The sequence below is a fragment of the Streptomyces sp. M-16 genome (assembly GCF_052114405.1).
GTDB lineage: Bacteria > Actinomycetota > Actinomycetes > Streptomycetales > Streptomycetaceae > Streptomyces.
This window is the reverse complement of record NZ_JBFRER010000033.1, coordinates 13,373-39,168: the sequence shown is the minus strand read 5'-3', so window position 1 is coordinate 39,168 and position 25,796 is coordinate 13,373. Positions and strand designations below refer to the sequence as shown.

The following is a 25,796-nucleotide window of genomic DNA, read 5'->3' as shown; positions in this document are numbered from 1 at the left end:
GACCCCCGTCACGTCCGGCCGCGTGCGGCGGGCACCGCCGGGCCGGGCGTGACGCGGGGCAGCAGCCTCTCCACCTGCGTGTCCAGGTGGAGTTGGAGCAGGCGGTGCGGGAAGAAGAACCCGCTGTCCGTACGGAAGAGCAGCACCCGCTCCTCCGCGGTGTGCAGGAACCGCCGGTACCGGTAGGGGGTGTGCCCCCGGTACGCCAGGATCGCCCGGATCGTCCAGTGCCGCAGGACCGCCAGGCCCCCGAACCGGAAGCCCCGCACCACGGCGAACAGGAGGCCCAGCAGGGCGGCCACGAAGCCGGCCCGCCGCAGGTCGTGGCCGGGCACCGCCAGGCCGATCAGCACGATCAGGCCGAGTGCCCCCACGACCAGCCCGGCGAACCCGTGGACCAGGGAGAAGCGCACCGTGCGGCGCACCCCCTCGTTGGGGCGCGGGCGGCGGTCCTGGAGCGAGGGCTCGAACTGGTTGCCGACGATGTAGACCAGGCCCAGCAGCGCGGCCGCGGCCGGCCCGACCCACGAGGGCTCCGGGCAGAGCAGGTGGACGACGTAGCCGAGGAGGAACTCGATGGCGAGCCACATGAACAGGGACAACGCGCCGCGCACGATGTGGAACTTGGCCTTCGAATAGATCATCCGCTCGCTTCGCCGCCAGGTCCACCGCATCTGCTCCACCGGATCGAAGACATCGGTGAAGGAGGCCTCCATCTGGGTGGCGGCGACCCACATGTAGGCGAGGGCCACCACCACGGCTCCCGGTGCCAACAGGTCGACGTGCGCCACGTAGACCAGCCCGTACACCATGAGGACCATCAGCGGCCCGGTGGCCGCGACGGGACCCACGAGGGCCCCGCGCCGCCGGCCGCCGCCGTCCTCGCCGCCGTCGTCGCCGATCTCCACCGCCCGCTTCTCCGACTTGTACGCCGTCACGGCGCAGGTGACCGCCATGGCGGCGGCGAGGGCGGCCGCGCCGGAGACACTGGTGTGCACCACCCCGGCGCGCACCGCCGCCGCCACCCACAGGACGGGCAGCCCGAGCGCGCAGACCGACATGGCCAGGTTCGGGACGATCCGCGGGAGCATCTGCTCCGTGCGCGACAGCCAGCCGAGGTCGAGGCGGTCCAGGTAGAGCACGTGCTCACCGCGCGCGGTCAGGGTCCGGGCCAGCCAGGTCAGCCAGGTCAGGGTCCGCTCGGGGGCCCCGTCCGGCCGCGGGCGCTCGCGCCGCAGGCACTCCCCCACGTAGGCGTCGAAGATCCGGCCGCGCCGTTCGGCGAGGCTGCCGGGCCTGCGCAGGTCGGTCGCGGGCCTGTTGCGGTACGTGACGCGGATGAAGCCGAGCATCATCGGCGACTGGAGCAGCGGCCAGAGGTCCGCGTCCTCCTCCAGCGCGGCGTGCACGTCCGCTAGGGCCTCCCGGTCGGCGGCGAGGAAGTCCTGGACGTCCCGCCGGCCCGGGGGCTGGATCTCGACGTACTGCCGGGAACGGAGGGCGAAGGCGAGACGGCGCAGGTCGGCCTCGTCCGTCCGGCAGCCGACGGCCATCCCCGGGCAGGCGCGGCGCAGGCGCCGCAGTTCCGCGACGCACTTGGACCGGTCCCCCTCCGGCACCTCGTCCAGGCCGTCCAGCACCGGGAGCAGCCGGTGCTCGCTCAGCCAGGTGCGCACCAGCAGGCGGGAGACGTCGCTGTACTGACGGACGATCGCCTCGGCCAGCCACTCCTCCAGAGGTTCGCCCCGGTAGGTGTCCAGGCGCAGGTAGACCGGGACCCGCCGGGGCTCTGCGTCCGCGCCGCCGTCCAGCTCCTCGACGGCCAGGCGGTGTGCGAGCCGGGCGAGTTGGGTGGTCTTGCCCATGCCCGGCTTGCCCAGCACGACCAGGTCGTCGGTTTCCTCGTAGAGCGCGCGGACGCTCGTCACGTGGGTCGGCACCGGTACGGGTTCGCTCCTGCGGGCCCTCCTGTCCCGGCGGCCGCGCCCGGCGTACTCCTCCCGGCGCGTGGTCAGGACCGCGAACCGCGGCTGGAGGTAGTGGTGGGCCTCGGCCCGCGCGAGTTCGTCGGCCGTCCTGTTCCTGACCTGCTTGACCAGCTTGCGGCGCAGGCGTCCCGCCTGCCTGTCCCGGCGGGTCCGCGCCGGCCAGGTGAACGCCATGACCACCCACGCGACGGCGTTCCGCAGCAGCCTGCGGACGGGGTAGCGGCGGACGTCCGGGGCGGGACCGGGAGCGGACGGCGGGGCGTCCGCGGCGGGCTGAGGGGTCCCGTCCGCGTCGGCGTCCTCGACCCCGGGCAGCGGCGGAAGGGGCTCGCCCTCCTCGACGGCCGGCCCGGCGCCCGCCTCCACGGCCGACTCCCGCTCGGCGACGGCCCGGTGCCACCGCGGCTCCCACTCGGCGGGGTCCCCGCTCAGCGCCGTCACCATGGACAGGAACAGGGACAGCGAGGGGGGCCTCTTGCCCGAGAAGGACTCCGAGACGTAGGACCGGCTGCAGTGGGCGGCTTCGGCCAGTGCGGTGACGGTGGGGCGTTCGGCCGGGTCGAGCCCTTCGTAGAGCTCGTCGTGGACCCGGCGCATGAGCGTCACCCAGGGCCGTATCTCCGGTGGGGCCGCCGCCGGATCGGGGCGCTGGGGCCCCCGTGGCCGAAAGCCGGCAGATGCTGCCATCAGCTCTCCTCGTTCACGAGCCGTTCATTGGCGTTCACTCGTTCACAGATGCCTGACGCCCCTGGTCAGCGGGGGTGCAGCGGGCATAGAACGGTGGTCGGTGGGACGCGTCGGCCAGGGCCTCCGCGGCCTGTTCCGGGGCGCCAAGTCCGCCCCGGAGCACTCATATTGGCCATCGGAGCGTCGCTTGTACGGCCAACCGTCAGGTCCGGAGGATTCCTTGACGGATCCGCCGGACCCCGGCGCGTGCCCCGCCACCATCCGCCGTCCACTCGTTCGAGGAGCACGCACATGACCGTCACACGCCTTCTCGCCCCCCTCGGCGGCCTGTTGGCGGCCGGCCCGGTGGCACTGGACGGGGCCCCCTGGTGGGCGGCCGCGACGACGGCGTTCGCGGGCCTGCTGGTCCTGCGGGCCGAGGCCCTCGTCAACGCCCGCAACGAGGCCCGCAGGGGGCTCCACGAACACCGGCTCCTGGGCGAGGTGTCCCGCCGGCAGGCGCTGGCGTACCTGCGGGAGGTCAGGCGGGACCGGTCCGACCCGGCCGCCGACCGGCCCGGGCCGCCGTCCGAAGCGGGCCCGTCCGGCCCGGGCCCGTCCGGCCCGGCCGCCGGTACGGGTACGGGCTCCGGTACGAGTGCGGCTACGGGCGCCGGTACGGGTACGGGGACGGGCGCCGGTGCGGCGGCCTAGCCGGGCCCCGTCCGGGCGCGGCGGGGGCGCCGAGGACGGCGGGCACGGCGCCGCCTCCGGACCGCCCTCAGGCGTCGCCCGCTTCCCGTGCGGCCGCGGCCAGCAGGGCGATGACCCCGCCGAGGCGTTCCCGGGCGGCCGGGTCCGTCAGGAGGCCGTCGGCGGCGGGCTCCCCGCCGCCGACGGGGACGCGGACACAGGCCTCTTCCACGACGGCGGCGCCGGTGTAGCCGAGCACCGTCCGGAGGGTGGCCGCCGCCCCCTCGCCGCGGCCGGGGGAGGCCGCGTTCACCCAGGCGACGGGCTTGTCGCAGATCTCGGTGCCGCCGACCGTCCAGTCCAGCAGGTTCTTGAAGGAGCCGGGCAGGGTGCCCGCGTACTCCGGGGCGCAGATCAGCAGCGCCGCCGCCCCGGCGATCGCGGCGCGCAGTGCGGCCACCGGGGCGGGCAGTGGGTCGTGGTCGTCGTCGGGGTTGAAGTGCGGGAGCCCGCCGAGGCCTTCGTAGAGGACCGCCTCCATCGGCTGCGGGGCCAGCGCGGCCACCTCGCGGGCGGTGCGCAGCACACGGTCGTTGGAGGACCCGGCGCGCAGGCTTCCGGACAGCAGCAGGATCACGGGGGGTGTGGGCATCCGCCCAACCTACCGACCTGCGATGACGCGGACCCGGGCACCCCCGGCGGCCCCCGGCCGCCCCCACCCGGAAATTGGATCTTGCATTCCGGCGAACGGCCGAATGCGCCCTCTTGAGAATTGCGCCACGCTTTCTATAGAACGCTTGACCAGGCGTCATGTCTCGGTTGCCAATGGGGTGTGGGCGAGTAAAGTCCACGCTTGACAGCAGTGACGCACTGATGTCATTTCCCCCCATTTCAGATGGCCTCCCCGAGGACGGTGTCGTGAACACTTCCGCAACCCCCCCGACCAGCACGGACAAGGACCGCCGGGTCCCGCTCACGCGGATCGACACGCGCAGCGCTTCCGCCGCCGCGGCGGTCGGCCGGGTCCTTCCGTCGGAATCCGGCCGTCACGTTCAGACACCGATCTTCAACTCTGCGCTCTGACGGAGAAGTACGCGCTCTAGACTGGTGGAATGACCGGCCTGATCGCATTCCGCGAGATCGTCCTGAAGGTTCACAGCAGATGCGATCTTGCTTGTGATCATTGCTATGTCTACGAACACGCAGATCAGAGCTGGCGAGCCCGGCCGAAAGTGATCTCCCCCGGGGTCGTTTCCCAGACCGCGTCGCGGCTCGCCGAACATGCCCGTGACCATGAACTCCCCTCCGTCACGGTGATCCTCCACGGAGGGGAACCCCTGTTGGCGGGTCCCGGCCGACTACGGCTCGTGTGCGAGGAGTTCACCCGCGCGCTCGCCGGTACGGCCGCCCTCGATCTGCGGATCCACACCAACGGCCTCCAGCTGAGCCCCCGGTACCTGGACCTCTTCGCCGAGTACGGCGTCCGGGTGGGCATCTCCCTCGACGGGGACCGCGCGGCCAACGACCGCCACCGCCGCTTCGCGGACGGCCGTACGAGCCACCCCCTGGTGCTGGCCGCGGTCGACCTGCTCCGCTCCGCGCCCTACCGCCACCTCTACCAGGGCCTCCTGTGCACGGTGGACGTGGCCAACGAACCCGGCACCGTCCTGGACGCCCTGCTCGAACTGGAGCCGCCCCGGATCGACTTCCTGCTCCCGCACGCCACCTGGCAGACCCCGCCGGTCCGGCCCGACGGCGCGCCCGATGCGTACGCGCGCTGGCTGCTGCGGGTCTTCGACCGCTGGGACCGGCTGGACCGGCCGGTGCCCGTACGGCTCTTCGAGTCCCTGCTGTCCACCCTGCGCGGCGGTCCCAGCCTGACGGAGTCCCTGGGACTGGCCCCGACCGACCTCGTGGTCGTCGAGACCGACGGGACCCTGGAGCAGGTCGACTCCCTCAAGACCGCCTTCGAGGGGGCCGCCGCCACCGGCTTCAACGTCTTCGACCACCCCTTCGACCTGGTCGCGGCCCATCCCGGGGTACGGGCCCGGCAACTGGGCCTGGCGGGCGTCAGCGGTACGTGCCGGCGCTGCCCCGTCGTACGTTCGTGCGGCGGCGGGCTCTACACCCACCGCTACGCGGAGCCGGGCGGCTTCGACAACCCCTCCGTGTACTGCTCCGACCTGCGCGAGCTGGTGGACGGCGTGGAGGGCCGCACCGCCGCCCGGGAGACGGCCCCGGAGCTGGCCGACGCGGACGCGCTCGCCCGGTCGCAGGAGGAGCTGACCCGGGTCCTGCTGGCCCGGCTGCACGCCGACCTCGCGCCGGACCCCGACCGGGCGCGGGCCTGGGAGCTGCTGGGCGCGGTGGAGGCGGCCGGGCGGGCGGGCGCGGACGCGCTGGACGCCGTACTCAACCACCCGTTCACCCGGACCTGGGTGCTGGAGGCCCTGGAGGCCCTCCGGGAGGGGCGGGCGGACGGGCCCGGCGCGGCCCGCCGGCTGGCCGCGCTGGGCGCCGCGGCGGTGCTGCGGGGCGGGCTGGAGCTGCCGGCGGAGGTGGCCTACCGGGACGGCGAGGTGTACCTGCCGACGCTGGGCCTGCTGCGGCTCGGGGAGCCCGGCACGGACGGGCGGGCCTCGCTGCACCACACCGGCGAGGGGTACGCCGTACGGGACGGGCGCACCGAGCACCGCTTCGGCCCGGACGCGGGGGACGCGCGCTGGCTGCCCGTACGGACCTGGTCGCCGGGGCCCGGGGCGGACCCGGTGGCCCTGGAGGACCTGGACCCGTACCGCAACTGCTTCGCCCGCCCGCCCCGGCTGCGGCTCGGCGCCGGCGAGGCGCGGGAGTGGGGCTGCCGGCTCGACGCGGCCTGGGCTCTGCTGCACCGCACCGTCCCCGTGTTCGCCCGTGCGGCGGCCGTGGGGCTGAGCACCCTGACCCCGCTGGCGGGCGGCCCGCGGGCCGGCGGCTGGGGCGAGGCCGGGCGGCACGGGCCGGGCGCGCTCGGGGTGCCGTACGGCGCCGGGGTACGGGAGACCGCGATGGCCCTGCTGACCGGGCGGCGACGGGCCCGGCTGCGGGCGCTGACGGAGGTGGCCGACCTGTACGCGCTGGACGGGGCCTGGCAGCACCCGTCGCCGTGGCGTACCCGCCCGGTCCCCGTGTCGCGGCTGCTGGCCGACGTGCACGAGCGGGTCGCGGTGGAGGCGTACCGGCGGGCCACCACCACGCACGAGCCCGACGGGGCGGACCGCATCCACCGCGCCCTCGACCGGCTGTCGGGGGCGGCCGAGCTGACGGTGACCGGCAAGCGGCTCGTGGAGGAGCTGCGCTGGGAGCTGAAGGCGGCGGACGCGTGACGGCCCCCGGCCCCGGGCCCGCCCGCACCGACGGACCGCCCGGACCGGCCGACGGACCGGCCGACGGACGGCCCGCCCGGACCGACGGACCGCCCGGCCGGCCCGGACCACCCGGACCGCCCCCGCCCGAGCGGTCGTTACCGGCGGCCCCGCCCGTCGGGGCCCTCGCGCTGGCCGTGCAGCTCCGCCTCCTCGGGGTGCGCCCCCGTCAGCGGCTGCTGGTGCACGCCGCCCTGCGCGGGACCGGTCTGCGCGCCGAGGCCCTGCGCGACGCCCTGCGGGGGGTGCTCGGCCCCGGCGGCACCCTGGTGGTCCCCGCCTTCACCTCCTCGAACTCCCTCACCTCCACCTCCCACCTGGCCCGGATCGCGGGCCTGGGCGAACGGGAGGTGAAGGAGTTCCGCTCCCGCATGCCCGCCTTCGATCCGGAGCGCACGCCCAGCGAGGGCGTGGGCGTCCTGGCCGAGACGGTCCGCACCACCCCGGGGGCCGCCCGCAGCGCCCATCCGCAGACCTCCTTCGCGGCGCTCGGGGCCGACGCGCACCGGCTCTGTGCGGAACACCGGCTGGAAAGCCATCTGGGTGAGGACTCCCCCCTGGGAAAGCTGTGCTGGGAGGGAGGACAGGTACTCATGATCAATGTGGGATTTTCCGCCTGTACCGCTTTCCATCTCGCGGAGTATCGAATTCCGAAGCCCCCCTTGCGCATGTACGACTGTGTGGTGAAGGTGAACCTGCCGGGGGGTCCGCGCGGGGGAGGACAAGAGGGGGCGTGGACCTCGTACGAGGACGTCAGGCTGGACGACGGCGATTTCGCGGAGATCGGCGGGGCGTTCCCCGATTCCCGAGTGCGCCGCGGCCGGGTGGGAGGGGCACCCGCCGCGCTCTTCTCGATTCCGGACGCCGTCGATCACGCCCTGGACTGGATGACCGAAAACAGACGCTGATTGACTGAACGATGAGGGGATGTGGCGAAGCAGCTCCGGAATGATGTTTCTTCGCTCGCATCTTCGGGACGGGGGTCGTGTGCCCGCATCAGTGCAGCCGTACTTTTTTCTCAGTTATGCGCATACACCGAGGTTCGGGCCGGGAGGACCCGATCCCGACATGTGGGTGGAGCGCCTGTTCCGTGACCTCTGCAACCACATCATGGCGCTGACCGATCTGCCCGCGGGATCCGAGGCCGGCTTCATGGACCGGGAGATACGCAGCGGCGAGGGCTGGTCGGAGCGGCTCGGGGCGGCACTCGCCACCTGCCGGGTCTTCGTTCCCCTGTTCTCGCCGCGGTACTTCGCCAGTGAGATGTGCGGGAAGGAGTGGTTCGCCTTCGCGCAGCGCGCCATCCAGCACGGCGCGCTGAGCAACCAGCGGGCCGAGGCCATCGTCCCCGCCCTGTGGGTTCCCGTGCCCCCCTCACAACTCCCGGGCCCGGCCGAGCGGTTGCAGTTCAACCACAACACCTTCGGCGAACGCTACGTCACCGACGGGCTGTACGGGCTGATCAAACTCCGCGGGTACGCCGAGCAGTACGAGCAGGCCGTCTACGAGCTGGCCCGGCGGATCGTGCGGGTCGCCGAGACCGTCCGCCTCGACCCCGTCCGCCCGCTCGACTACCGGCTGGTGCCCAGCGCCTTCGGCCCCGCCGGGGGGCGGCACGCCGCCGGCCCGGGCGGCGGCCCCGCCCGCACCCTGCACGTGACCGTCGCCGCCGCCTCCCGGCACGACCTGCCGGCGGGGCGCAGCCCCGAGTACTACGGGGAGAGCGCCCTGGAGTGGAACCCGTACCACCCGGTGGCCCGGATGCCGATCGCGTACGTGGCCGAGGACCTCGTCAAGAACCTCAACTACCAGACCACGATGTCCTCCTTCGACGACGAGGCCGGACACTTCGACAGCAAGCAGCCGCCCACCCGGCCGGAGATCCTGATCGTCGACCGCTGGGCGGTGGAGGACGAACACCGGCGCCAGCGGCTCGCCGCCTTCGACCAGGAGCACCGCCCGTGGATCAACGTGGTCGTGCCGTGGAACCGGTACGACCACCAGAGCCGCGTGAAGGAGACCGAGCTGGCACGGCGGCTGGAGGAGACCCTGCCCGTCAAGATGGGCCAGGGCCGGGCCGCCTGCCGCGCCGCCGCGAACGGTGTGGCCAACATGGAGACCCTCGGGCAGATCCTGCCGCAGGTGGTCGAGGCCGCCGCCCAGCAGTTCCTCAGACATGCCCAGGTGTACCTGCCGGCCGGGAACACCCACACCGAACGCCCGCGCCTGCTGGGGCCGATGGGCATGGGCGGACCGCCCGTACCGCCTCCGGCGCCCTTCCCGCCCACCGCGCAACGCGGGCCCGACGGAGCGGACGGGGCGGACGGGGCGGACGGGCCCGACGCAGACAACGACAGCACCGACACCGACCGGGGGGACGCGGATGACAGCCAGTCGTGACAGCCGAGACGGACGCATCGTCACCTTCTATTCCTACAAGGGCGGAACCGGCCGCACGATGGCTCTGGCCAACACCGCGTGGATCCTCGCCGCCAACGGCAAGCGGGTCCTCGCCGTGGACTGGGACCTGGAGGCCCCGGGCCTGCACCGCTTCTTCCACCCCTTCCTCGACCCCTCCACGCTCGGGGCCACCACCGGGGTCATCGACCTGATCAGCGAGTACGCCTGGGCGGCCACCAGCCCCGTGCAGCGCGCCGACGACTGGCACAAGGACTACGCCCGGATCCAGCCGCACGCCGTCTCCCTCACCCCCGAGAACCTGGGCTGGGAGTTCCCCGACGGCGGCACCCTGGACTTCGTCTCGGCGGGCCGGCAGAACCGTGAGTACTCGGCGACCGTGTCCACCTTCGACTGGGACAACTTCTACGACCGGCTCGGCGGCGGCCTCTTCTTCGACGCGCTGCGGGCCGACATGAAGAAGAACTACGACTACGTCCTGATCGACAGCCGCACGGGGCTGTCCGACATCGCCGACATCTGCACCGTCCACCTGCCCGACGTCCTGGTCGACTGCTTCACCCTCTCCGACCAGTCCATCGACGGCGCCGCCTCCGTCGCCCGGCAGATCGACGAGCGGTTCAACGACCGCGGCATCAAGATCTACCCGGTCCCGATGCGGATCGACGAGGGCGAGAAGGAGAAGGCCGACGCGGGCCGCGCCCTGGCCCGGATCAAGTTCGACCGCTTCCCGAACGGCCTGGTCGGGGACGAACTCACCTCCTACTGGGGCGCGGTGGAGATCCCCTACCGACCCTACTACGCCTACGAGGAGACCCTGGCCACCTTCGGCGACGAGGCCGGGCTGACCAACTCCCTGCTCTCCGCCTTCGAACGGCTCACCACGGTGGTCACCGGGGGCGAGGTCACCTCCATGCCGGCCATCGGCGAGGAGGTCCGGCTGCGGATCCGGGACGCCTTCACCCGCCGCCGCCCGGCACTGCCCGCCGACCTGTTCCTCTCCTACGTCGCCGAGAACCGGATGTGGGCCGACTGGATCGAGTCGGTCCTGACCCGGGCCGGCTTCCGGGTCGTCCCCCGGGACGTCTCCGCCGAGCGGGTGCCCGACACGGCCGCCGCGGGTGCGGCCGGCGACACCCTGGGCGGGGGCATCAGCGTCGACACCGCGGCCCGGACCGTGGTGCTGCTCTCCAGCGCCTACCTGAAGTCGGCGCGGGCCGTGGACGTGTGGGACCGGGCCGCCGCCGAGGACCCGACCGGGGGCCGCCGCCAGCTGGTGCCGCTGCGGGTGGGCGACGTACGCCTGGCCACGCCCTACATCGACCGCAATCCGGTGGACCTCTTCCGCCTCGACGAGGTGCACGCGACCACCGCCCTGCTGCGGGCCGTGGAACGCCCCATGGCGCTGCCGGACAGCGTCGCGAGCGCCTCCCAGCCCGGACCCCGCTTCCCGGGAACGGTCCCGAAGATCTGGAACGCGCCGCCCCGCAACCCCGGCTTCACCGGGCGCAGCATCGTCCTGGAGCGGATGCGCGACCAGCTCGGCGGCGGCATGGCCGTGGTGCTTCCGCAGCCGCAGACCCTGTACGGGCTCGGCGGCGTCGGCAAGACGCAGGTGGCGCTGGAGTACGTGCACCGGTTCATGGCCGACTACGACCTGGTCTGGTGGATCTCCTCCGAGCAGACCGACGACGTGGTGGCGGCCCTCGCGGAGCTGGCCGTACGCCTGGGCGCGCAGACCGGCGAGGACATGTCGGCCGCCTCCCAGGAGGCGATCGACCTGCTGCGGCGCGGGGTGCCGTCCTCGCGGTGGCTGCTGGTCTTCGACAACGCCGACGATCCCGAGACGCTCAAGCGGTTCTTCCCGCCGGGCGGCCCCGGGCACGTGCTGGTCACCTCGCGCAACCAGTCCTGGTCGCAGTACGGGGACGCGCTGCCGGTGGACGTGTTCCTGCGCGAGGAGTCCATCGAGCACCTCCAGCGCCGGGCACCGGGGCTGACCAAGGACGACGCCGAGCAGGTGGCCGTCGCGGTGGGCGACCTGCCCCTGGCCGTCGAGCAGGCGGGCGCGTGGATCGCGGAGACGGCGACGCCGGTGTCCGAGTACCTGGAGCAGCTGGCCCAGCAGGCCGCGCGGGTGCTGGGCCTGAACCAGCCGCCCGGGTACCCGGAGCCGGTGGCGGCCACCTGGAACGTGTCGATCGAGCGGCTGCAGTCCCGCTCCCCCGCCGCCGTGCGGCTGCTCCAGCTGTGCGCCTTCTTCGCGCCGGAGCCGATCTCGGCGAACCTCCTGTACAGCAAGGAGATGATCGACGCGCTCAAGCCGTACGACTCCTCGCTCCAGGAGAAGCTGGTGCTGGGCCGGGTGATCCGGGAGATCGGCCGGTTCGCGATGGCCAAGGTCGACCAGGTCAGCAACAGCATCCAGGTGCACCGCCTGGTGCAGGCGGTGATCCGGGCGCAGCTGTCGGAGGAGGAGCAGCGCGAGGCCCGGCACGCGGTGCACCGGATCCTGGCGGGTGCGCGGCCCGATGACGACGAGCCGATAGACAACCCGGCGACCTGGCCGCGGTTCAACACGATCTGGCCGCACCTGAGCCCGTCCGAGGCGCGGTTCTGCAAGGAGCCGGAGACCCGGCGGCTGCTGATCGACCGGGTGCGCTACCTGTGGAAGCGCGGTGACTTCAAGGCCGCGTACGCGCTGGGCGAGGAACTGCGCGAGTCGTGGCGGGAGATGCTCGGCAGCGACGACCTCCAGTACCTGTACCTGCGTTTCCACCTCTCCAACATCCTGCGGTCGCAGGGCCGGTTCGTGGAGGCGAAGGAGCTGGACGAGGTCACGCTGGAGCGGCAGCGCACCGCGCTGGGTCCCTCGCACCCGCACACGTACATGACCACGAGCGGCCTGGCGATGGACCTGGGCGCGCTGGGCCGGTACGGGGAGGCGATGGAGCTGGCGACGGCGGCGCACGAGGGCTTCGGGCAGATCTTCCACGAGGCGCACCCGCGCACCCTGGCCGCCGCGAACAACCTGGCGCTGAACCTGCGGATGGTGGGGCAGTACGCGCGGGCCAGGGAGATCGACCAGGAGGTCTTCGACCGGCGCACCGAGGTGCTGGGGCCGGACCACCCGTACACCCTGTCCTCGGCGCAGAACCTGGCCCGGGACCTGCGCGAGGTGGGCCGCTACGACGATTCGGTGCAGCTGCTGAGCCGGACGTACGACATCTACAAGCGGACGCTGGGGCGGGCGTTCCCCGGCACGCTGTCGGCGGCGAAGAACCTGGCGGTGTCGCTGCGGCGGGCGGGCGAGCTGGAGGACGCGCTGCGGCTGACGACGGCCACGCGCAACCGGTACCGGGCCAAGTACACCTCGGTCAATCCGGACCTGCTGGCCTGTGAGCTGAACCTGGCTTCGGACCTGTTCGCGACGGGCGACCCGGGCGCGGCGCGGGACCTGGCGCAGGAGGTGGTGGACGAGTACATGAAGGTGCCGGGCGAGAAGCACCCGTACACCCTGGCGGCGCTGAACAACCTGGCGGTCTTCCACTGGGGCACGGGTGCGGCGGAGAGGACGGAGCCGATGCTGCGCCAGACGATCCGCAACATGCGCGAGGTGCTGGGCGACAACCACCCGCACACGGTGTTCGCGCACCTGAACCTGGCGAACGCGCGCGCCGACCTGGGTGATCCGGAGGGTGCGCTGGAGCTGGAGCGGATCGCGGTGATGCGGCTGCGCGAGGCCCTGGGGGCACACCACCCGGAGACCCTGGCGAGCGCGTCGAACATGGCGGTCAGCCTGGACATGATGGGCCGCAAGGAGGAGGCGGCCCGGGTGCGGGCGGAGGCGGTGGCGGAGCTGACGCGCCTCCTCGGGGAGGACCACGGTCTGACCCGGTACGCCCGGGACGAGCGGCGGGTCCACCGGGACCTGGAGCCGCTCGCGGTGTGATCCGACGGAGGGCGGCGGGGGCCCCGCGGACGCGGGGTGCCGGCCGCCCGCCACCCGACATCAGGGGGGCGCTGTGACCGACAGCATGACCTTTCGCAACGAGGACCTGCCGGCCCTCTTCCACCACACCGATCAGGCGGCGGTCTCCCGGCAGCGGGAGTCCACCCAGGCGACCCGCGCGCAACTGCTGCTGCTGGTCGCGGCCGCCGGGGCCGCCGCCCTGCCGTCCGGGCCCGCCGTGGGCTCGCTGCACGTGTTCGGGGCGCTCAGCGCGCTGGCGTACGCGGGGGTGCTGGCCGTGGGCGTACGGGCGACCCGGCGGCGGGCCCGTCCCCAGTGGCAGCTCAACCGCAGCGCGGCGGAGTTCATCAAGTCCCTGGCGTGGCGCTACGCCGTGCACGGGGCGCCCTTCGGCAGCGAGGTGGCCGGGGCGGAGGGGGTGTACCGGGCGCGGCTGGAGAAGGGGCTGGACGAGCTCCGCAAGATGGGCTGGGAGGATCMGCGGACGGCGGGCCTGGTGCCGGAGGGCGGGGAGGTCACCGGGGCGATGAACCGGCTGCGCGGGCTGGAGTACGCGGTGCGCCGGGAGACGTACGTGCGGGACCGGCTGATCGAGCAGCGCAACTGGTACCGGCGCAAGACGGAGGGGTCGCGGCGGGCGACGGCGCTGTGGTCGTGGACGATCGTGCTGCTGACCTGTCTGGCCCTGCTGTGCGCGCTGGTCGGGGCGTTCGGTCCGGRCTCGGGTCCGGTGCCGGCGGGGCTGTTGAGCGCGGCCGCGGCGGCGGCGATCGCCTGGAACGAGGTGCGGCGCCACCATCCGCTGATCGAGGCGCACACGCTGATCGAGCAGGACCTGGCGGCGATGATGGTCGTGATGCAGACGACGATCACGGAGTCGCAGTGGCCGTCGTCGGTGTACGAGACGGAGCGGTACGTCTCTCCGCAGCACACGGACTGGCTGGCCCGGCACAGCAGTTGAGGGGCGGGCGGGGCGTGGCTCAGTCCCGGGTCACGCCCGCGCGCCAGATGACGGTGACGGGTTTTCCGAGGGTCYGGGCGTAGGAGACGATCTCGGCGGTGCCGCCGTGCCCGCGTGCGGGAAGGCCGTCCCAGACGGCGACGAGCCGGTCGCAGGCGTCGGCGATGTAGGTGCCCGCCGCGTAGTAGGCCTCGTCGGTGGAGCGGGCGAAGGCCATGCGGACCTCCTGGGTGGCGCGGTGCTTGAGCCTGCGGTAGCCGGCGAGGGCGTCCGGGTCCTCGAAGGTGTCCTCGTAGTCCCCGCTGGGGATCACGACGGTGAGTTCGGCTCCGCATTCGAGGGCGATGTCGGCGAAGAGCTGGTCGGCGCCGTCGGCGAGGCTGGAGAGGGCCTCCAGCGGGCCCTGGTGGCCGCCGAGCACGGTGCGCAGGGCCTCGCGGACGTGGCCCAGCAGCTCGTCGGGGATGGACCGGTGTCCGGTCACGCCGATGCGCTTCATGAGGGAACCTGCATGCGGAGACCTGCCTCCCCGTGGACCGGATGCCCTGGACATCCTCCCAGAAGGCGGGAGGACGTCCAGGGGGCCGACCGGGGTGCGTGGGCCGGCCGGACCGCGTGGACCGGGGGGGGATCCCGCGGGTCAGTAGACGCTGACGCCGTAGGCGTTCAGCGCTTCGACGACGGGCTGGAAGAAGGTGGTTCCGCCCGAGGAGCAGTTGCCGCTGCCGCCGGAGGTGAGGCCGACCGCCCGGCTGCCGGAGTAGAGCGGGCCGCCGCTGTCGCCGGGTTCGGCACACACGTTGGTCTTGATCATTCCGTAGACGATGTCGCCGCCGCCGTAGTTGACGGTGGCGTTGAGGCCGGTCACGGTGCCGCCGTGGACGCCGGTGGTGGAGCCGCGGCGGGTGACGGACATGCCGTTGGTGGCGTCGACGGCGCTGGTGATGTCCTGGCTGCCTACGGTGCCGGGCGGGACCGGGGAGTTGCTGGCGTACTTGATGAGGCCGTAGTCATTGGTGGGGAAGCTGGAGCCGACGGTGGATCCGATGGTGGTGGTGTGGGAGGAACTGGTCCACCAGGTGCCCGCGCCGTCGGTGCAGTGTCCGGCGGTGAGGACGTAGTAGTCGCTGCCGCTGCGCACGTTGAAGCCGAGCGAACAGCGCCAGCTCGTCGCGTAGATGGCGTCGCCGCCGGAGATCAGCTTGCGCAGCTTGCCGGGGGTGCGTTCGATGCGCAGGGCCCCGGCGTCGGGGCCGGCCTCGTGGCGGATTCTGGCCAGCGCGGCTTCGGTGACCGTGGAATCGGCGGTGACCACGAGGGTTCCGGTGGCGGGGTCGGTGTGCCAGGCGGTGCCCGCGACGTCGGCGCGCAGGACCGAGGCCCCTACGGCGTCGAGGCGGGCGGCGCTGAAGCCCTCGTCGGCGGGGTGCGCGCCGGCGACGGCGGGCGTGGCGAGTCCGGCGACGGCGGCCAGACCGGCGGCGACGGCGAGCAGGCGGATGCGGCTCATCTTCTTGTTCCTCACTTCACGTCCTCCCGGAAGGGGGTCGGGGGCCCGGCAGAGGTGGGGGGCGCCGGAGCCCGTGAGCGGCGGTGGGGAGGGGGCGGAGGTACGGGTGACCCCGCACACTTTCGCCGTGCCCCTGACAAGTCCGCCGGATGACGCTGACGGGAGTGTCCTGTCGTCAGCCACCGGCGGCAAGGGCGCCTTTCAGCCTCCGCTCCCCCGCGGCGACCTCGAAGGGCAGCGTGTTCCCGGGGGGCGGGAAGGGGCAGACGAAGTGGTCGGCGAAGGCACAGGGCGGGAGCAGCGCCCGGTTGAAGTCCACCGCGATGCTCCCGTCCGCGGCCGGGCTCCCCGGCCGCAGGAAGCGGAAGCGGTAGCTCGAACGGCCCGCCGTGGCGTCGGCGAAGACGGCCCAGAGGCTGCCGTCGTCCGCGTCCACGGCCACCTGGAGGGTGTGCTCCTCCCCGGCCCGGGAGAAGGACAGTTCGCCGCCGAGGCCGAGCCCGCGGGCCCGCCCGTCGGCGTTCTCCACCAGGACGGTGCGCTGCTCACCGTACGGGCGGAAGCGGCCCGGCAGTACGTACGAGGGGTCGTACGGGGTGGCCTCGACGCCCCGGAACGCGGCGGGGGCCGGGGAGTCGGGGTCGAAGACGCGGACCGCCCACTCGCCCTCGCGCCGGATGACCACGAGCCGCCGCCGTCCGGAGGCGGTACGGGAGGCCGCGGGCGGCTCCTCGTCGGCGTCGAGGGCGGCCTCCCCGGCGAAGGGGCGGCCGTCGAGTTCGAGGCCGTCCTCGGGGGCGGCACTCAGCGCGACCCCGGACCCGGTGGCGCGCCACCGCCCCGGAACGGCCGGAATTCGACCTTCCGGGTAGTCCGCGAGCCAGTGGGTACCGGTCAGCGCGAGAGGTCCGTAGGGGGCGGAGACGGTGGCCTCGCGATGCTCGTGCCACTCCCGCCAGGCTGTGGAATCCCGTTCGTCACTCATGCCGCTGAACCCTTCCACACAGTTCCGGACGGGAACCCCGGGGTACCCCGTCCGGACCTGTGGAATCTGACGCCCTCTCAGGGCTCAGCAGCCGCAGTCACATCCGCAGTCGCAGCAATCGCACCCGTCACAGCAGTCGCCGCAGTCGCAGCAATCGCAGTCGTCACACCAGGCGTCCCGCTTCTTCCGGGACCACGGGCCCTCGTAGTCGGTGCAGCACAGCTGGCAGGTGCAGAACAGCCCCACGGCCACCGCGCACCCGGCCAGCAGCCCGCGGCGCGGCTTCTGCGGGGGCAGCCCGCCGAAGCCGCCGCCACCGCCGGGGCCGCCCGGGCCCATCGGGGGCGGCATCCCCGGCCCGCCGGGGGCGTGGGGGGCGTAGGGGTTCCCGTTCCCGTACGGGTTGCCACCGGCGTGGCCGTACGGGGCTCCGTGCGCGTGGCCCGCGTCCGGGCCGCCGTAGCCCTGCGGCGGCGCGCCGTAGCCCTGTCCGGCGGCGTTCACGGCGGTGTGGCCGCAGCCGGCGGTGCCGAAGGCGCGGTCCACCGAGGTGCGCAGCTCGTGCACCAGCAGCCGGTGGGCCAGTCCCGCGTCGGCGAACTCCGCCTCGCGCAGCGCCAGCCGTATCCCGTGCAGCGCGTCGTCGCACAGCCGGCGGGCCTCGGCGAGGGTGGTTCCGGTGGCGGTGAGCGGGTTCCAGGCGCCGGAGGCGGCGTCGGCGCTCTGGTCCTCGACGGCGTCCAGCAGGTGCGCGAGCCGGCCGAAGTACCGGCCCGCCTCGGCCAGGGGCGCGGCGTTGCCTGGCCGCCCCGCGAGGACCGCGGTATGGAAGAAGGCGGCGGCGGTGGCGGTCTCCGTGGGCTCGGTGACCACGAGGACGGAGGTGCCGGGGCCCGCCAGGGTCTCGATGYCGCCCTGCCGGTCCACGGCGTCGACGAGCACGGCCGTGTCGAAGCCGAGCGAGGCCCCGGTGCGGGCGCCGGCCCGGTCCCAGCCGCGGGCCACCGTGCGCGCCGCGGCGGCTATCGGCGCCCGCGCCAACAGCCCGTCCCGGTCGGCCACGTGGTCCCGCACCTTCGCGGAGGCCAGCACCAGCGAAACGGCGGCGGCCAGCCGCGCGCCCTCGCCGTTGGCCACCGGGGCGGTGCGCATGCCGCGCAGCGGGCAGGGGCCGGCGGTGCGCCGGGCGCCGGGCAGCGGTCCGGACTGAGCCTCCGTCAGAACGGAGACCAGCAGGCCGTCGTAGTTGGTGACGATCCTGGCGAACTGCCCGTGGTCACCGCGAAGTGCCAGGCAGAGACCGCACAGATGAGCCATCCACTCCGTTTTGAACCGCTCACCGAGCCGGTGTGCGCAAGGTCTGACAATGCCGAACAAATTCGGTTCCCCCGTGTGTCATACGCGTGTTTCGGGGGCATCGTATCGAGCCCGGTCGTTCACTCGTCCGTCCCAGTGGCTCACCCGGTCGGCGGCAGTGGTCGTATTTTCACTCAGTCAGCAGTGGTAGCCACCGGAAACCTTGACCGTGCAACGGATGTTCTGCACCAGTCGCGTCACGAAACCCCTGCGCGGCGGCTATCCACTTGGCGCGTTGTCAGCATCATGGACGACCATAGGGGCAGCGGAGAAGAAGACAGGCTGGCCACGGTGAAAGGAGGCGTCCATGGGTTCGGTACGCAAGGCGAGTGCCTGGTTGGGTCTCGTGGAGGACAGCGACGACGAGCGGTACTACGACGACGACTACGCGGAGGCGGTGGAGCGCCAGCAGGGTTCCGTTGCGGGACCCGGCGACCAGTGGGTCACCGACCCGCGCGTGAAGGTGGCCTCGGACTCCGCGGTCGAGCAGGGCCGGCGGATCGCGACCGTCACCCCCGACGGCTTCCGTGACGCGCGCGGCATCGGCGAGCTGTTCCGCGAGGGCGTCCCGGTGATCGTGAACCTCTCCTCGATGGACCCGGGCGACGCCAAGCGCGTGGTCGACTTCGCGGCCGGCCTGACCTTCGGCCTGCGCGGCTCGATCGAGCGGGTGGCGACCAGGGTCTTCCTCCTGACCCCGGCCGACACCCAGATCGTCAGCGGTGAGGCGGGCGGGCGGACCCGCGACTTCTTCAACCAGAGCTGAGCCCGGGGGCTCCTCCCGGCGCCGGCTGGGGGCCCCTCACCGGAAGGCGTCGAGCCCGGTGAGCGCCTTGCCCAGGACGAGCTGGTGCATCTCGACGGTGCCCTCGTAGGTGAGGACCGATTCGAGGTTGGTGGCGTGTCGCATGACGGGGTACTCCAGGGAGATCCCGTTGGCCCCGAGGATCGTCCGCGCGGTACGGCAGATGTCGATGGCCTCGCGGACGTTGTTGAGCTTGCCGAAACTGATCTGCTCCGGCCGCAGGGTGCCCGCGTCCATCCGCCGGCCCAGGTGGTGGGCGAGCAGGATGCCCTTGTGGAGTTCGAGCGCCATGTCGGCGAGTTTGGCCTGGGTGAGCTGGAAGCCGCCGATCGGCTTGCCGAACTGCTCCCGCGTCCTCGCGTAGTCGAGCGCCGTCTCGAAGGCGGAGCGCGCCGCGCCCATGGAGCCCCAGACGATTCCGTAGCGCGCGTGGCTGAGGCAGCCCAGCGGTCCCTTGAGCCCGGTGACTCCCGGCAGCACCGCCTCCGCCGGCAGCCGCACGTCGTCCATGACCAGCTCGCTCGTCACCGAGGCGCGCAGCGACCACTTGTGCTTGATCTCCGGCGCCGAGAAGCCCGCCGCGTCGGTGGGGACGGCGAAGCCGCGGATGCCCTCGTCCGTCTGCGCCCAGACCACCGCGACGGCGGCCACCGAGCCGTTGGTGATCCACATCTTGCGCCCGTTGAGCACCCAGTCGCCGCCGTCGCGCTTCGCGTACGTGCGCATCGCGGCCGGATCGGAGCCCACGTCCGGCTCGGTCAGGCCGAAGCAGCCGATCAGCTCGCCGGCCGCCATGCCCGGCAGCCAGCGCTCCTTCTGCTCCTCGGAGCCGTACTTCCAGATCGCGTACATGGCCAGCGAGCCCTGTACGGAGACCAGCGAGCGGATCCCCGAGTCGGCGGCCTCCAGCTCCAGGCAGGCCAGTCCGTACTGGACGGCGCTCGCGCCCGCACAGCCGTAGCCGGTCAGGGACATGCCGAGCGCGCCGATGGAGCCGAGTTCGCGCGCCAGCTCGCGGATGCCGGGGAGCTCCCCGTCCTCGTACCACTGGGCGATGTGCGGCAGGACCCGGTCGGCGGCCCAGGTGCGGACCGTGTCGCGGACGGCGAGGTCCTCGGGGCTGAGCAGCTCGTCCAGCCCGAGCGGGTCGGTGGGGACGAAGGGGGTCTTCGACGCGGACAAGAGGGGCCTCCCGGCAGGCACGTGGGGCGAAACCTAGCGGTGCAAGTTTGTCGTCGGTCCCGCCCCTGGTCCACCCCCGGATTTCCGCCGTGCCGCGACCGGGCCGGGCGGGCGCGGGATCAGGCCGTGCGGCCGGGCCGCCCGCCGACGGCCGTGTCGTGTTCCGGCCCGCCCGGCGCGGGGATCCGCGCGGCGCCGTCGGCCTGCGCGGGAAGGCGTACGGCACCCGCGGGCGGGGCGTCGGCGGCCGGCTCGCCGCACTCGACCGGCTCGGCGCCGTCCATGGTCCGGGGCAGTTTCAGCGCCATCACGGCCCCCGCGAGCAGCAGGCCCGCGCTGACCACGAGCGTGACGTGCAGCCCGTGCACGAAGGCGTGCCGGGCGGCGGCGTGCAGGGAGTCCCCCGCCGGGCCACCGAGGTGGGCGGCGACCTGGTAGGCCTCGCCGAGCGAGTGCGCGGCGTCGCGCGCCGCATCGGCCGGGACGCCGGGGAGGCCGGTCAGGCCGGGCGCGTAGGCGGCGTTCATCACGCTGCCGAGCAGGGCGATGCCCATGCCCGCGCCGAGCTGGTAGGAGGTCTCGCCTATGGAGGCCGCGCCGCCGGCGGTGTCCGCGGGGGCCTCGCTGAGCATGGACTCGTAGGCCGCGAACAGGGTCGTCTGCAGGCCGAAGCCGAGCAGGACGAACCCGATGGTGAGCAGCACGGGCCGGTCCTGCTGGCCCATCAGCGTCAGCAGCAGTACGGCGGCGGCGGTCAGGACGAAGCCGAGCGAGACCATCCTGCGCGGGCCGACCCGCTGGAGGGTGTACGAACCGGTGGCGCCGGCGGCCATGGCGGCGAAGGTGAGCGGCAGCAGCCGCAGGCCGGTCTCCAGCGGGCTCAGGCGCAGCACGAGCTGGAGGTACTGGACGGCGATCAGTTCCAGGCCGACCAGCGCCAGCATGGCGAGCACGATGCAGCCGACGGAGGTGGAGAACGCGGCGCGGGAGAACATCCGCATGTCGATCAGCGGGTGCTCGTGGCGGCTCTGGCGGCGTACGAAGAGGATCAGCAGGGCCGCGCCGAGCGCCAGGGGCACCAGCGCCTCGGGGTCCAGGAGGTGCCGTTCGGCGCCGAGCCGCTTGACCCCGAGGACCACGCCGAGGACCCCGCCCGCGGCCATGAGCGCGCCCAGCACGTCCCAGGGTCCGTCCGCAGCGCCCCGGGATTCGGGCAGCAGCCAATGGCCGAGCGGCAGGATCAGGGCCATCAGCGGGATGTTGATGAGGAAGACGGAACCCCACCAGTAGTGCTGGACGAGGAAGCCGCCGAGGACGGGGCCGCTGGCCGCGCCGATCGCGGCGACGGCGGTCCAGATGCCGATGGCCAGCGCCCGTTCGCGCCGGTCGGGGAAGACCTGGCGCAGGATCGACAGGGTGGCGGGCATGATCATCGCCCCGCCGATGCCGAGCAGGGCGCGCGCGGCGATCAGGACCTGGGCGTTGTCGGCGAGGGCGGCGATGGCGGACGCGCATCCGAAGAGGCCGTAGCCGAGGAGCAGGATCCGGCGGCGGCCGACCCGGTCGCCGAGGGTGCCGAAGAGGATCAGCAGCGAGGCGCAGACCAGCGGGTAGGCGTCGACGATCCACAGGAGTTCCACGGCGCCGGGGCGCAGGTCCTCGGTGACGGAGGGGACGGCCACGTGCAGGATCGTCGCGTCGAGCGCGACGAGCACGAGGCTGACGCACAGGACGGCCAGGACGGCCCAGCGGTTGGCGCCGCCGGAGGCGGCGCTGACGCGCTGCCGGAGGGAAGGGTTCCCGTCGCCGGTCGTGTGCGTCCCCGACATGCGTGTACCTCCCAGGTGATCCCTCGCACTCGGCGGACCAGCGTCGTTGTGGCGCCGCGGGTGGTGCGCTGGGCGGCGTCCAACGGGGTCCGGCATCGACTCGCGAGTGAAGGGTCAGCGTACGCGAGTTCGCGTGTCCGACACGTGGTCAAGCTCTCATCGCGGCGGCGGCCCCGGTGTGGTGTGCGCCACTCGCCCCGGTGTGTCCTCACTCCCCCGTACACGCCCGGCCACGGCCCGTGGTTCTCGTCCGGGGCCCGCGGCCGGGGCGTCGATACTCGTCTGCGTGAGAACCGACCCCACCCACGAGGTGCCCGTGAAGGAACCCGGACCCCGCCGGGCCGCGCCCGCGCTCGCCGCCTTCGCGGCGGTCCGCATGCTCGGTCTGGGCGTCCTCGGCGTGTGGGGCGCGGTGGCGGGCAGCAGCCCGCACACGCTGTTGTCGGCCCGCTGGGACTCGCTCTGGTACGCCCGGGTCGCCGGCGGCGGGTACGGGTACGAGGTGGTCCTGCCGAACGGGGCCGTCCATTCCAGCCTGGCCTTCTTCCCGTTGCTGCCGTGGCTGGAGCGGCTGCTGGCGGCGCCCACCGGGCTCTCGTACGGCTCCGCGGGCCTGGTGGTCTCGGCGGTGGCGGGGCTCGCCGCCGCGTGGGGGATCTTCGCCGTCGCGGACCTGCTGTACGGGCGCCGTGCCGGGGTGCTGGCGGCGGCGCTGTGGGCGGCGTTGCCGGTCGGGATCGTGCAGTCCATGGCGTACAGCGAGTCGCTGTTCACCGCCCTGGCGGCCTGGGCCCTGTACGCGGTCCTGCGCGGGCGCTGGATCACGGCGGGCCTGCTCGCGGCCGGCGCGGGGCTGACCCGGCCGGTCGGCGCGGCCGTGGTCGCGGCGGTGTGGGTGGCCGCGGCCCTGGCGTGGCGGCGCGGGGAGGGTTCGTGGCGGACGGCGGCCGGGGTGCTGCTGGCTCCGCTGGGCGCGGCCGCGTACGTAGGGTGGGTGGGTCGGCGGACCGGCGGCGGCCTGCTGGGGTACCTGGACGTACAGGCCGGCTGGGGCAACGGCTTCGACGGGGGCTGGGCCTTCGCCTGCTTCGTCGGGGCACGTCTGGCGTCCTCCGCCTTCGCGGCCGGGCTCGGCCTGATCGCCGGGGTGCTGCTGGTGCTGTGGCTGTACCGGCTGTGCGTGCGGCAGCGGCAGCCCGCCGCGCTGCTCGTGTACGCCGGGGTCGTGGTGGCCCTCGCCCTGTGCGCCTCCGGGTACTTCGGGTCCAAGCCGCGGCTGCTGCTGCCCGCGTTCCCGTTGCTGCTGCCCGTGGCGGTGGCCCTGGCCCGGTGGCGGACCGGCCGGGCGGTGGCGGTGCTGGGGACGGCGGCCCTGGCGTCGGCGGTGTACGGGGCGTTCTGGCTGAACGGTTCGGGGCCTCCGTGATCACGGAATGGATCATTCCAATCCATGATTGCGTAAAGGAATTGAACGAGGGCAATAAATCCGAGACACGTATGCGGATAATTACCGGGGCAGCAGTCCCGGAGTTGAATCGGCGGAGTTCCAACAAACGCCGAAATAGCGGCAATTAAGTTCTGCGTGAGACGCACTCCACATCACATGGTCATCACAAAGCCCGCGATTCGACCGGGCCGCCCGTCGTCGCGCGGTAACGTCGATTGAGTGCGTACCGACCAAATGCTGACCCGTCTGGAGCCGGTGTTCGCCCGGCTGGACCGGGAACCAGAGCGACCGGCTCATCTGCAAACACCGCGGATGAGCCGGCACCGCGTCGTGCTCCTCGCCGCCCTGCTCGCGTGCTACCTCGCGATCGTCGTGGCCGTGCTGACGACGTCCTGGCTCGTCCGGCTGGACTGGCAGATCATGTTCTTCCGGCCCTACGAGCAGTGGCCGCAGCTGCACGCCTTCCTCGACTACCTCGTCGTACTCGGCCAGCGCGGACCCACCGCCGTCATGGTCGCGGCCTGGCTCGGGTGGCGCTCCTGGCGCCAGCACACCCTCCGCCCGCTGATCACCCTCGGCGTCGCGCTGCTGCTGCTCAACATCACCGTCGGCTCCGTGAAGCTCGGCCTCGGCCGGCTCGGTCCGCACTACGCCACCCAGATCGGCTCCGCCGAGCTCTTCGCGGGCGGCGATATATTTCCTTCCGGCCACACCGCCAACGCCGTCGTGACCTGGGGGATCCTGGCCTATCTGGCCTCCACCACCGTCACCCGGCGGGTGCTGTCCCTGTTCTCCGCCGTCGTCTCGCTGAGCGTCGGGGCCACGACCGTCTACCTCGGCACCCACTGGGTGAGCGACGTCCTGCTGGGCTGGCTCGCGGGTCTGCTGATCATGCTGGCGCTGCCCTGGTTCGAGCCGCTCATCGCCCGCACCGAGGCCTACGTCTTCGAGCTGCGCGAGCTGTGGCGCCGCCGCCTGGAGGAGGGCAGGCTCTCCGAGCCGGTCGCCGCCGCGCTCACCCCGCTGCTTTCCGCGGGCGGCAAATGGCAGCCGAAGCGCTCCGACGAGGAGTCGGCCGCTCCGGCCCCCGTGCCGGGCGGCGCGGCGGCCGGGCACTCCCCGGCGCTGCGCCCCGGCGGCCACCCGGTCGCCCGCCAGCACGTCATCCGCTCCGAGCGGACCCCGGTCACCCCGGTCGGCAGCCGCCGCCCGGCGCACACGGAACGGGCCGCCGCCCGGGGGGCCTCGGCCCGCCCGGCCGGCTGACCCGCACTCCCGCGGGGACGGTACGCACACCCCCACCCCGCACCACCACGACGGCGGGCCGGTTCACCGAACCGGCCCGCCGTCGCCGTTGATATGCACGGCGCGTCAGCCGGACGCCCAGAGGTTCCTCCGTACCGGGTCACACTTGTGTCACGGGTTGTCGACAACGGGGGTCCCGACCGGCATTCTCCGCATCCCCCGTCCGGAGCAGCGCCGGAACCCGTTCGCATTTCCGCCGGAGAACCGTCGAATTCGCTCCGGGCATTCTCGTTCCCCCTCTCCGCTCTCACTCCGCCATGGGCTCCAGAGCACGGCCGAGAAGGTCGCGCGCACTGCGGATCCGTTCGGTCAGCTCGGGCGGCTCCACCACCTCGAACTCGCACCCGAGCAGCATGAGGTGAATGACCAGAACGTCCAGACTCACCGCCCCGGTGCGCAGCAGGCAGCCCTGCCCGTCGAGCGGCTCCAGCGCCCCGTCGCAGGGCCCGATGATCCGCGCCGCCTCCTCGGCCGGCATCCGCAGCCGCACCACCGCCCGGGCCGCGTAGGCGCCCTGCGCCACGCCCCGCGAGACGTACGCGGCGAGGTCCTCGGCGGGTGCCGGACGCGGGACGAAGCGCGGGCCGTGCGGGGGGCGGGGCTCGATGCGGTCCGCGCGGAAGGTGCGCCAGTCCTCGCGGTCGCGGTCCCAGGCGACGAGGTACCAGCGCCGCTCGCTGCAGACCAGCCGGTGGGGCTCCACGGTGCGACGGCTGACGTTGCCCCCGTGGTCGCGGTACCCGAAGCGCAGCCGCTCGGAGTCCCGGCACACCGTCGCCAGTTCCGTCAGCACCGCCGGGTCGACGGTGTCCCGCACGGGCCCGCGCAGCATGGGCACGGTGAACTCGTTCAGCGCCGACACCCGTCCGCGCAGCCGGGCCGGCAGCACCTGCTCCAGCTTGGCCAGGGCCCGTACGGAGGCCTCCCCGATCCCCTCGACGCCGTTCCCGGCGGCCGTCCGCAGCCCGACCGCCACCGCGACGGCCTCGTCGTCGTCCAGCAGCAGCGGCGGCAGCTCGGCCCCCGCCCCGAGCTGGTACCCGCCGCCGGTGCCCGGACTGGCGTTCACGGGGTAGCCGAGCCCCCGCAGCCGGTCGACGTCCCGGCGGACGGTGCGCGGCGTGACCCCGAGCCGTTCGGCGAGATCGGCGCCGGTCCATTCGCGGTGCGCCTGCAACAGGGACAACAGGCGCAGCAGCCGTGCGGAGGTATCGAGCATGCCCGCAGTCTCCCCCGGCACGGCCACCGGGTGTGAGGCTCCACGGGGTCCRGGG

At 73.3% G+C, this 25,796-nt stretch carries 19 protein-coding genes; 10 read left to right on the top strand and 9 right to left on the bottom strand.

All coding sequences use genetic code 11. From position 1 onward, the window contains the following. Window positions 1-8: 8 nt before the first annotated feature. The gene (locus AB4039_RS17825) at window positions 9-2,585 is read right to left on the bottom strand and encodes an NACHT domain-containing protein (protein ID WP_442271184.1); all 2,577 of its coding nucleotides are present in this window, start codon (window positions 2,583-2,585) and stop codon (window positions 9-11) included. A gap of 381 nt (window positions 2,586-2,966) precedes the next feature. Between AB4039_RS17825 and AB4039_RS17820 the strand changes: the two genes are divergently transcribed. Then, window positions 2,967-3,368, top strand: coding sequence for a hypothetical protein (locus AB4039_RS17820; protein ID WP_266838267.1), 402 nt, complete (start codon window positions 2,967-2,969; stop codon window positions 3,366-3,368). Between the two features lie 67 nt (window positions 3,369-3,435). Here the strand turns inward: AB4039_RS17820 and AB4039_RS17815 are convergent, their stop codons facing one another. Continuing rightward, window positions 3,436-3,999, bottom strand: a complete 564-nt coding sequence (locus AB4039_RS17815) for an NADPH-dependent FMN reductase (RefSeq protein WP_442271167.1) — start codon at window positions 3,997-3,999, stop codon at window positions 3,436-3,438. A gap of 158 nt (window positions 4,000-4,157) precedes the next feature. Here AB4039_RS17815 and fxsA point away from each other — a divergent pair, with 158 nt between their 5' ends. The 6 genes from fxsA (at window position 4,158) to AB4039_RS17785 (ending at window position 14,103) form a co-directional block, all read left to right on the top strand. Further along, window positions 4,158-4,430 (top strand): FxSxx-COOH cyclophane-containing RiPP peptide, encoded by a 273-nt coding sequence (fxsA, locus tag AB4039_RS17810; RefSeq protein ID WP_442271166.1) that lies wholly within the window; start codon window positions 4,158-4,160, stop codon window positions 4,428-4,430. Window positions 4,431-4,459: 29 nt separating this feature from the next. Then, a complete protein-coding gene (fxsBH, locus tag AB4039_RS17805) occupies window positions 4,460-6,712 on the top strand; it encodes a radical SAM/SPASM protein FxsBH, inactivated beta-hydroxylase extension form (protein WP_442271165.1) in 2,253 nt (750 codons plus the stop codon). Beyond that, window positions 6,709-7,659: an aminoglycoside N(3)-acetyltransferase gene (locus tag AB4039_RS17800; protein WP_442271164.1), complete on the top strand. Its 951-nt coding sequence runs from the start codon at window positions 6,709-6,711 to the stop codon at window positions 7,657-7,659. Before fxsBH ends, AB4039_RS17800 begins: the two co-directional genes overlap by 4 nt. A 43-nt stretch (window positions 7,660-7,702) precedes the next feature. Beyond that, complete coding sequence (locus AB4039_RS17795; protein ID WP_266841526.1) at window positions 7,703-9,151, top strand: TIR-like protein FxsC; 1,449 nt, start codon at window positions 7,703-7,705, stop codon at window positions 9,149-9,151. Then, the gene (fxsT, locus tag AB4039_RS17790; RefSeq protein ID WP_442271163.1) at window positions 9,135-13,121 is read left to right on the top strand and encodes an FxSxx-COOH system tetratricopeptide repeat protein; all 3,987 of its coding nucleotides are present in this window, start codon (window positions 9,135-9,137) and stop codon (window positions 13,119-13,121) included. Before AB4039_RS17795 ends, fxsT begins: the two co-directional genes overlap by 17 nt. An 85-nt stretch (window positions 13,122-13,206) precedes the next feature. Continuing rightward, a complete protein-coding gene (locus tag AB4039_RS17785; RefSeq protein ID WP_442271183.1) occupies window positions 13,207-14,103 on the top strand; it encodes a DUF4231 domain-containing protein in 897 nt (298 codons plus the stop codon). Window positions 14,104-14,122: 19 nt separating this feature from the next. Here AB4039_RS17785 and AB4039_RS17780 read toward each other — a convergent pair whose 3' ends face one another. The 4 genes from AB4039_RS17780 to AB4039_RS17765 all read right to left on the bottom strand — a co-directional run bounded on the left by AB4039_RS17780 (window position 14,123) and on the right by AB4039_RS17765 (window position 17,975). Beyond that, window positions 14,123-14,602, bottom strand: a complete 480-nt coding sequence (locus AB4039_RS17780; RefSeq protein WP_442271162.1) for a hypothetical protein — start codon at window positions 14,600-14,602, stop codon at window positions 14,123-14,125. Window positions 14,603-14,743: 141 nt separating this feature from the next. After that, window positions 14,744-15,613, bottom strand: a complete 870-nt coding sequence (locus AB4039_RS17775) for a S1 family peptidase (protein WP_266838272.1) — start codon at window positions 15,611-15,613, stop codon at window positions 14,744-14,746. Window positions 15,614-15,788: 175 nt separating this feature from the next. Continuing rightward, window positions 15,789-16,598: a DUF1684 domain-containing protein gene (locus AB4039_RS17770; RefSeq protein ID WP_442271161.1), complete on the bottom strand. Its 810-nt coding sequence runs from the start codon at window positions 16,596-16,598 to the stop codon at window positions 15,789-15,791. Between the two features lie 84 nt (window positions 16,599-16,682). Further along, entirely contained in the window at window positions 16,683-17,975 is a 1,293-nt protein-coding gene (locus AB4039_RS17765; protein WP_442271160.1) for a DUF5685 family protein, read from the bottom strand. A 286-nt stretch (window positions 17,976-18,261) separates the two neighbouring features. Here AB4039_RS17765 and AB4039_RS17760 point away from each other — a divergent pair, with 286 nt between their 5' ends. Continuing rightward, complete coding sequence (locus AB4039_RS17760; protein WP_266838275.1) at window positions 18,262-18,720, top strand: cell division protein SepF; 459 nt, start codon at window positions 18,262-18,264, stop codon at window positions 18,718-18,720. A 36-nt stretch (window positions 18,721-18,756) separates the two neighbouring features. On the opposite strand, the gene AB4039_RS17755 is transcribed toward AB4039_RS17760, so the two are convergent. Beyond that, window positions 18,757-19,941, bottom strand: coding sequence for an acyl-CoA dehydrogenase family protein (locus AB4039_RS17755; protein WP_442271159.1), 1,185 nt, complete (start codon window positions 19,939-19,941; stop codon window positions 18,757-18,759). A gap of 119 nt (window positions 19,942-20,060) precedes the next feature. Next, a complete protein-coding gene (locus AB4039_RS17750) occupies window positions 20,061-21,770 on the bottom strand; it encodes an MFS transporter (RefSeq protein ID WP_442271158.1) in 1,710 nt (569 codons plus the stop codon). Between the two features lie 286 nt (window positions 21,771-22,056). Here AB4039_RS17750 and AB4039_RS17745 point away from each other — a divergent pair, with 286 nt between their 5' ends. Beyond that, window positions 22,057-23,196, top strand: a complete 1,140-nt coding sequence (locus AB4039_RS17745; RefSeq protein ID WP_442271157.1) for a glycosyltransferase family 39 protein — start codon at window positions 22,057-22,059, stop codon at window positions 23,194-23,196. A 240-nt stretch (window positions 23,197-23,436) separates the two neighbouring features. Next, the gene (locus AB4039_RS17740) at window positions 23,437-24,483 is read left to right on the top strand and encodes a phosphatase PAP2 family protein (RefSeq protein ID WP_266838278.1); all 1,047 of its coding nucleotides are present in this window, start codon (window positions 23,437-23,439) and stop codon (window positions 24,481-24,483) included. Window positions 24,484-24,769: 286 nt separating this feature from the next. Here AB4039_RS17740 and AB4039_RS17735 read toward each other — a convergent pair whose 3' ends face one another. Next, entirely contained in the window at window positions 24,770-25,741 is a 972-nt protein-coding gene (locus AB4039_RS17735; protein ID WP_266838279.1) for a helix-turn-helix transcriptional regulator, read from the bottom strand. Between the last annotated feature and the right edge of the window lie 55 nt (window positions 25,742-25,796).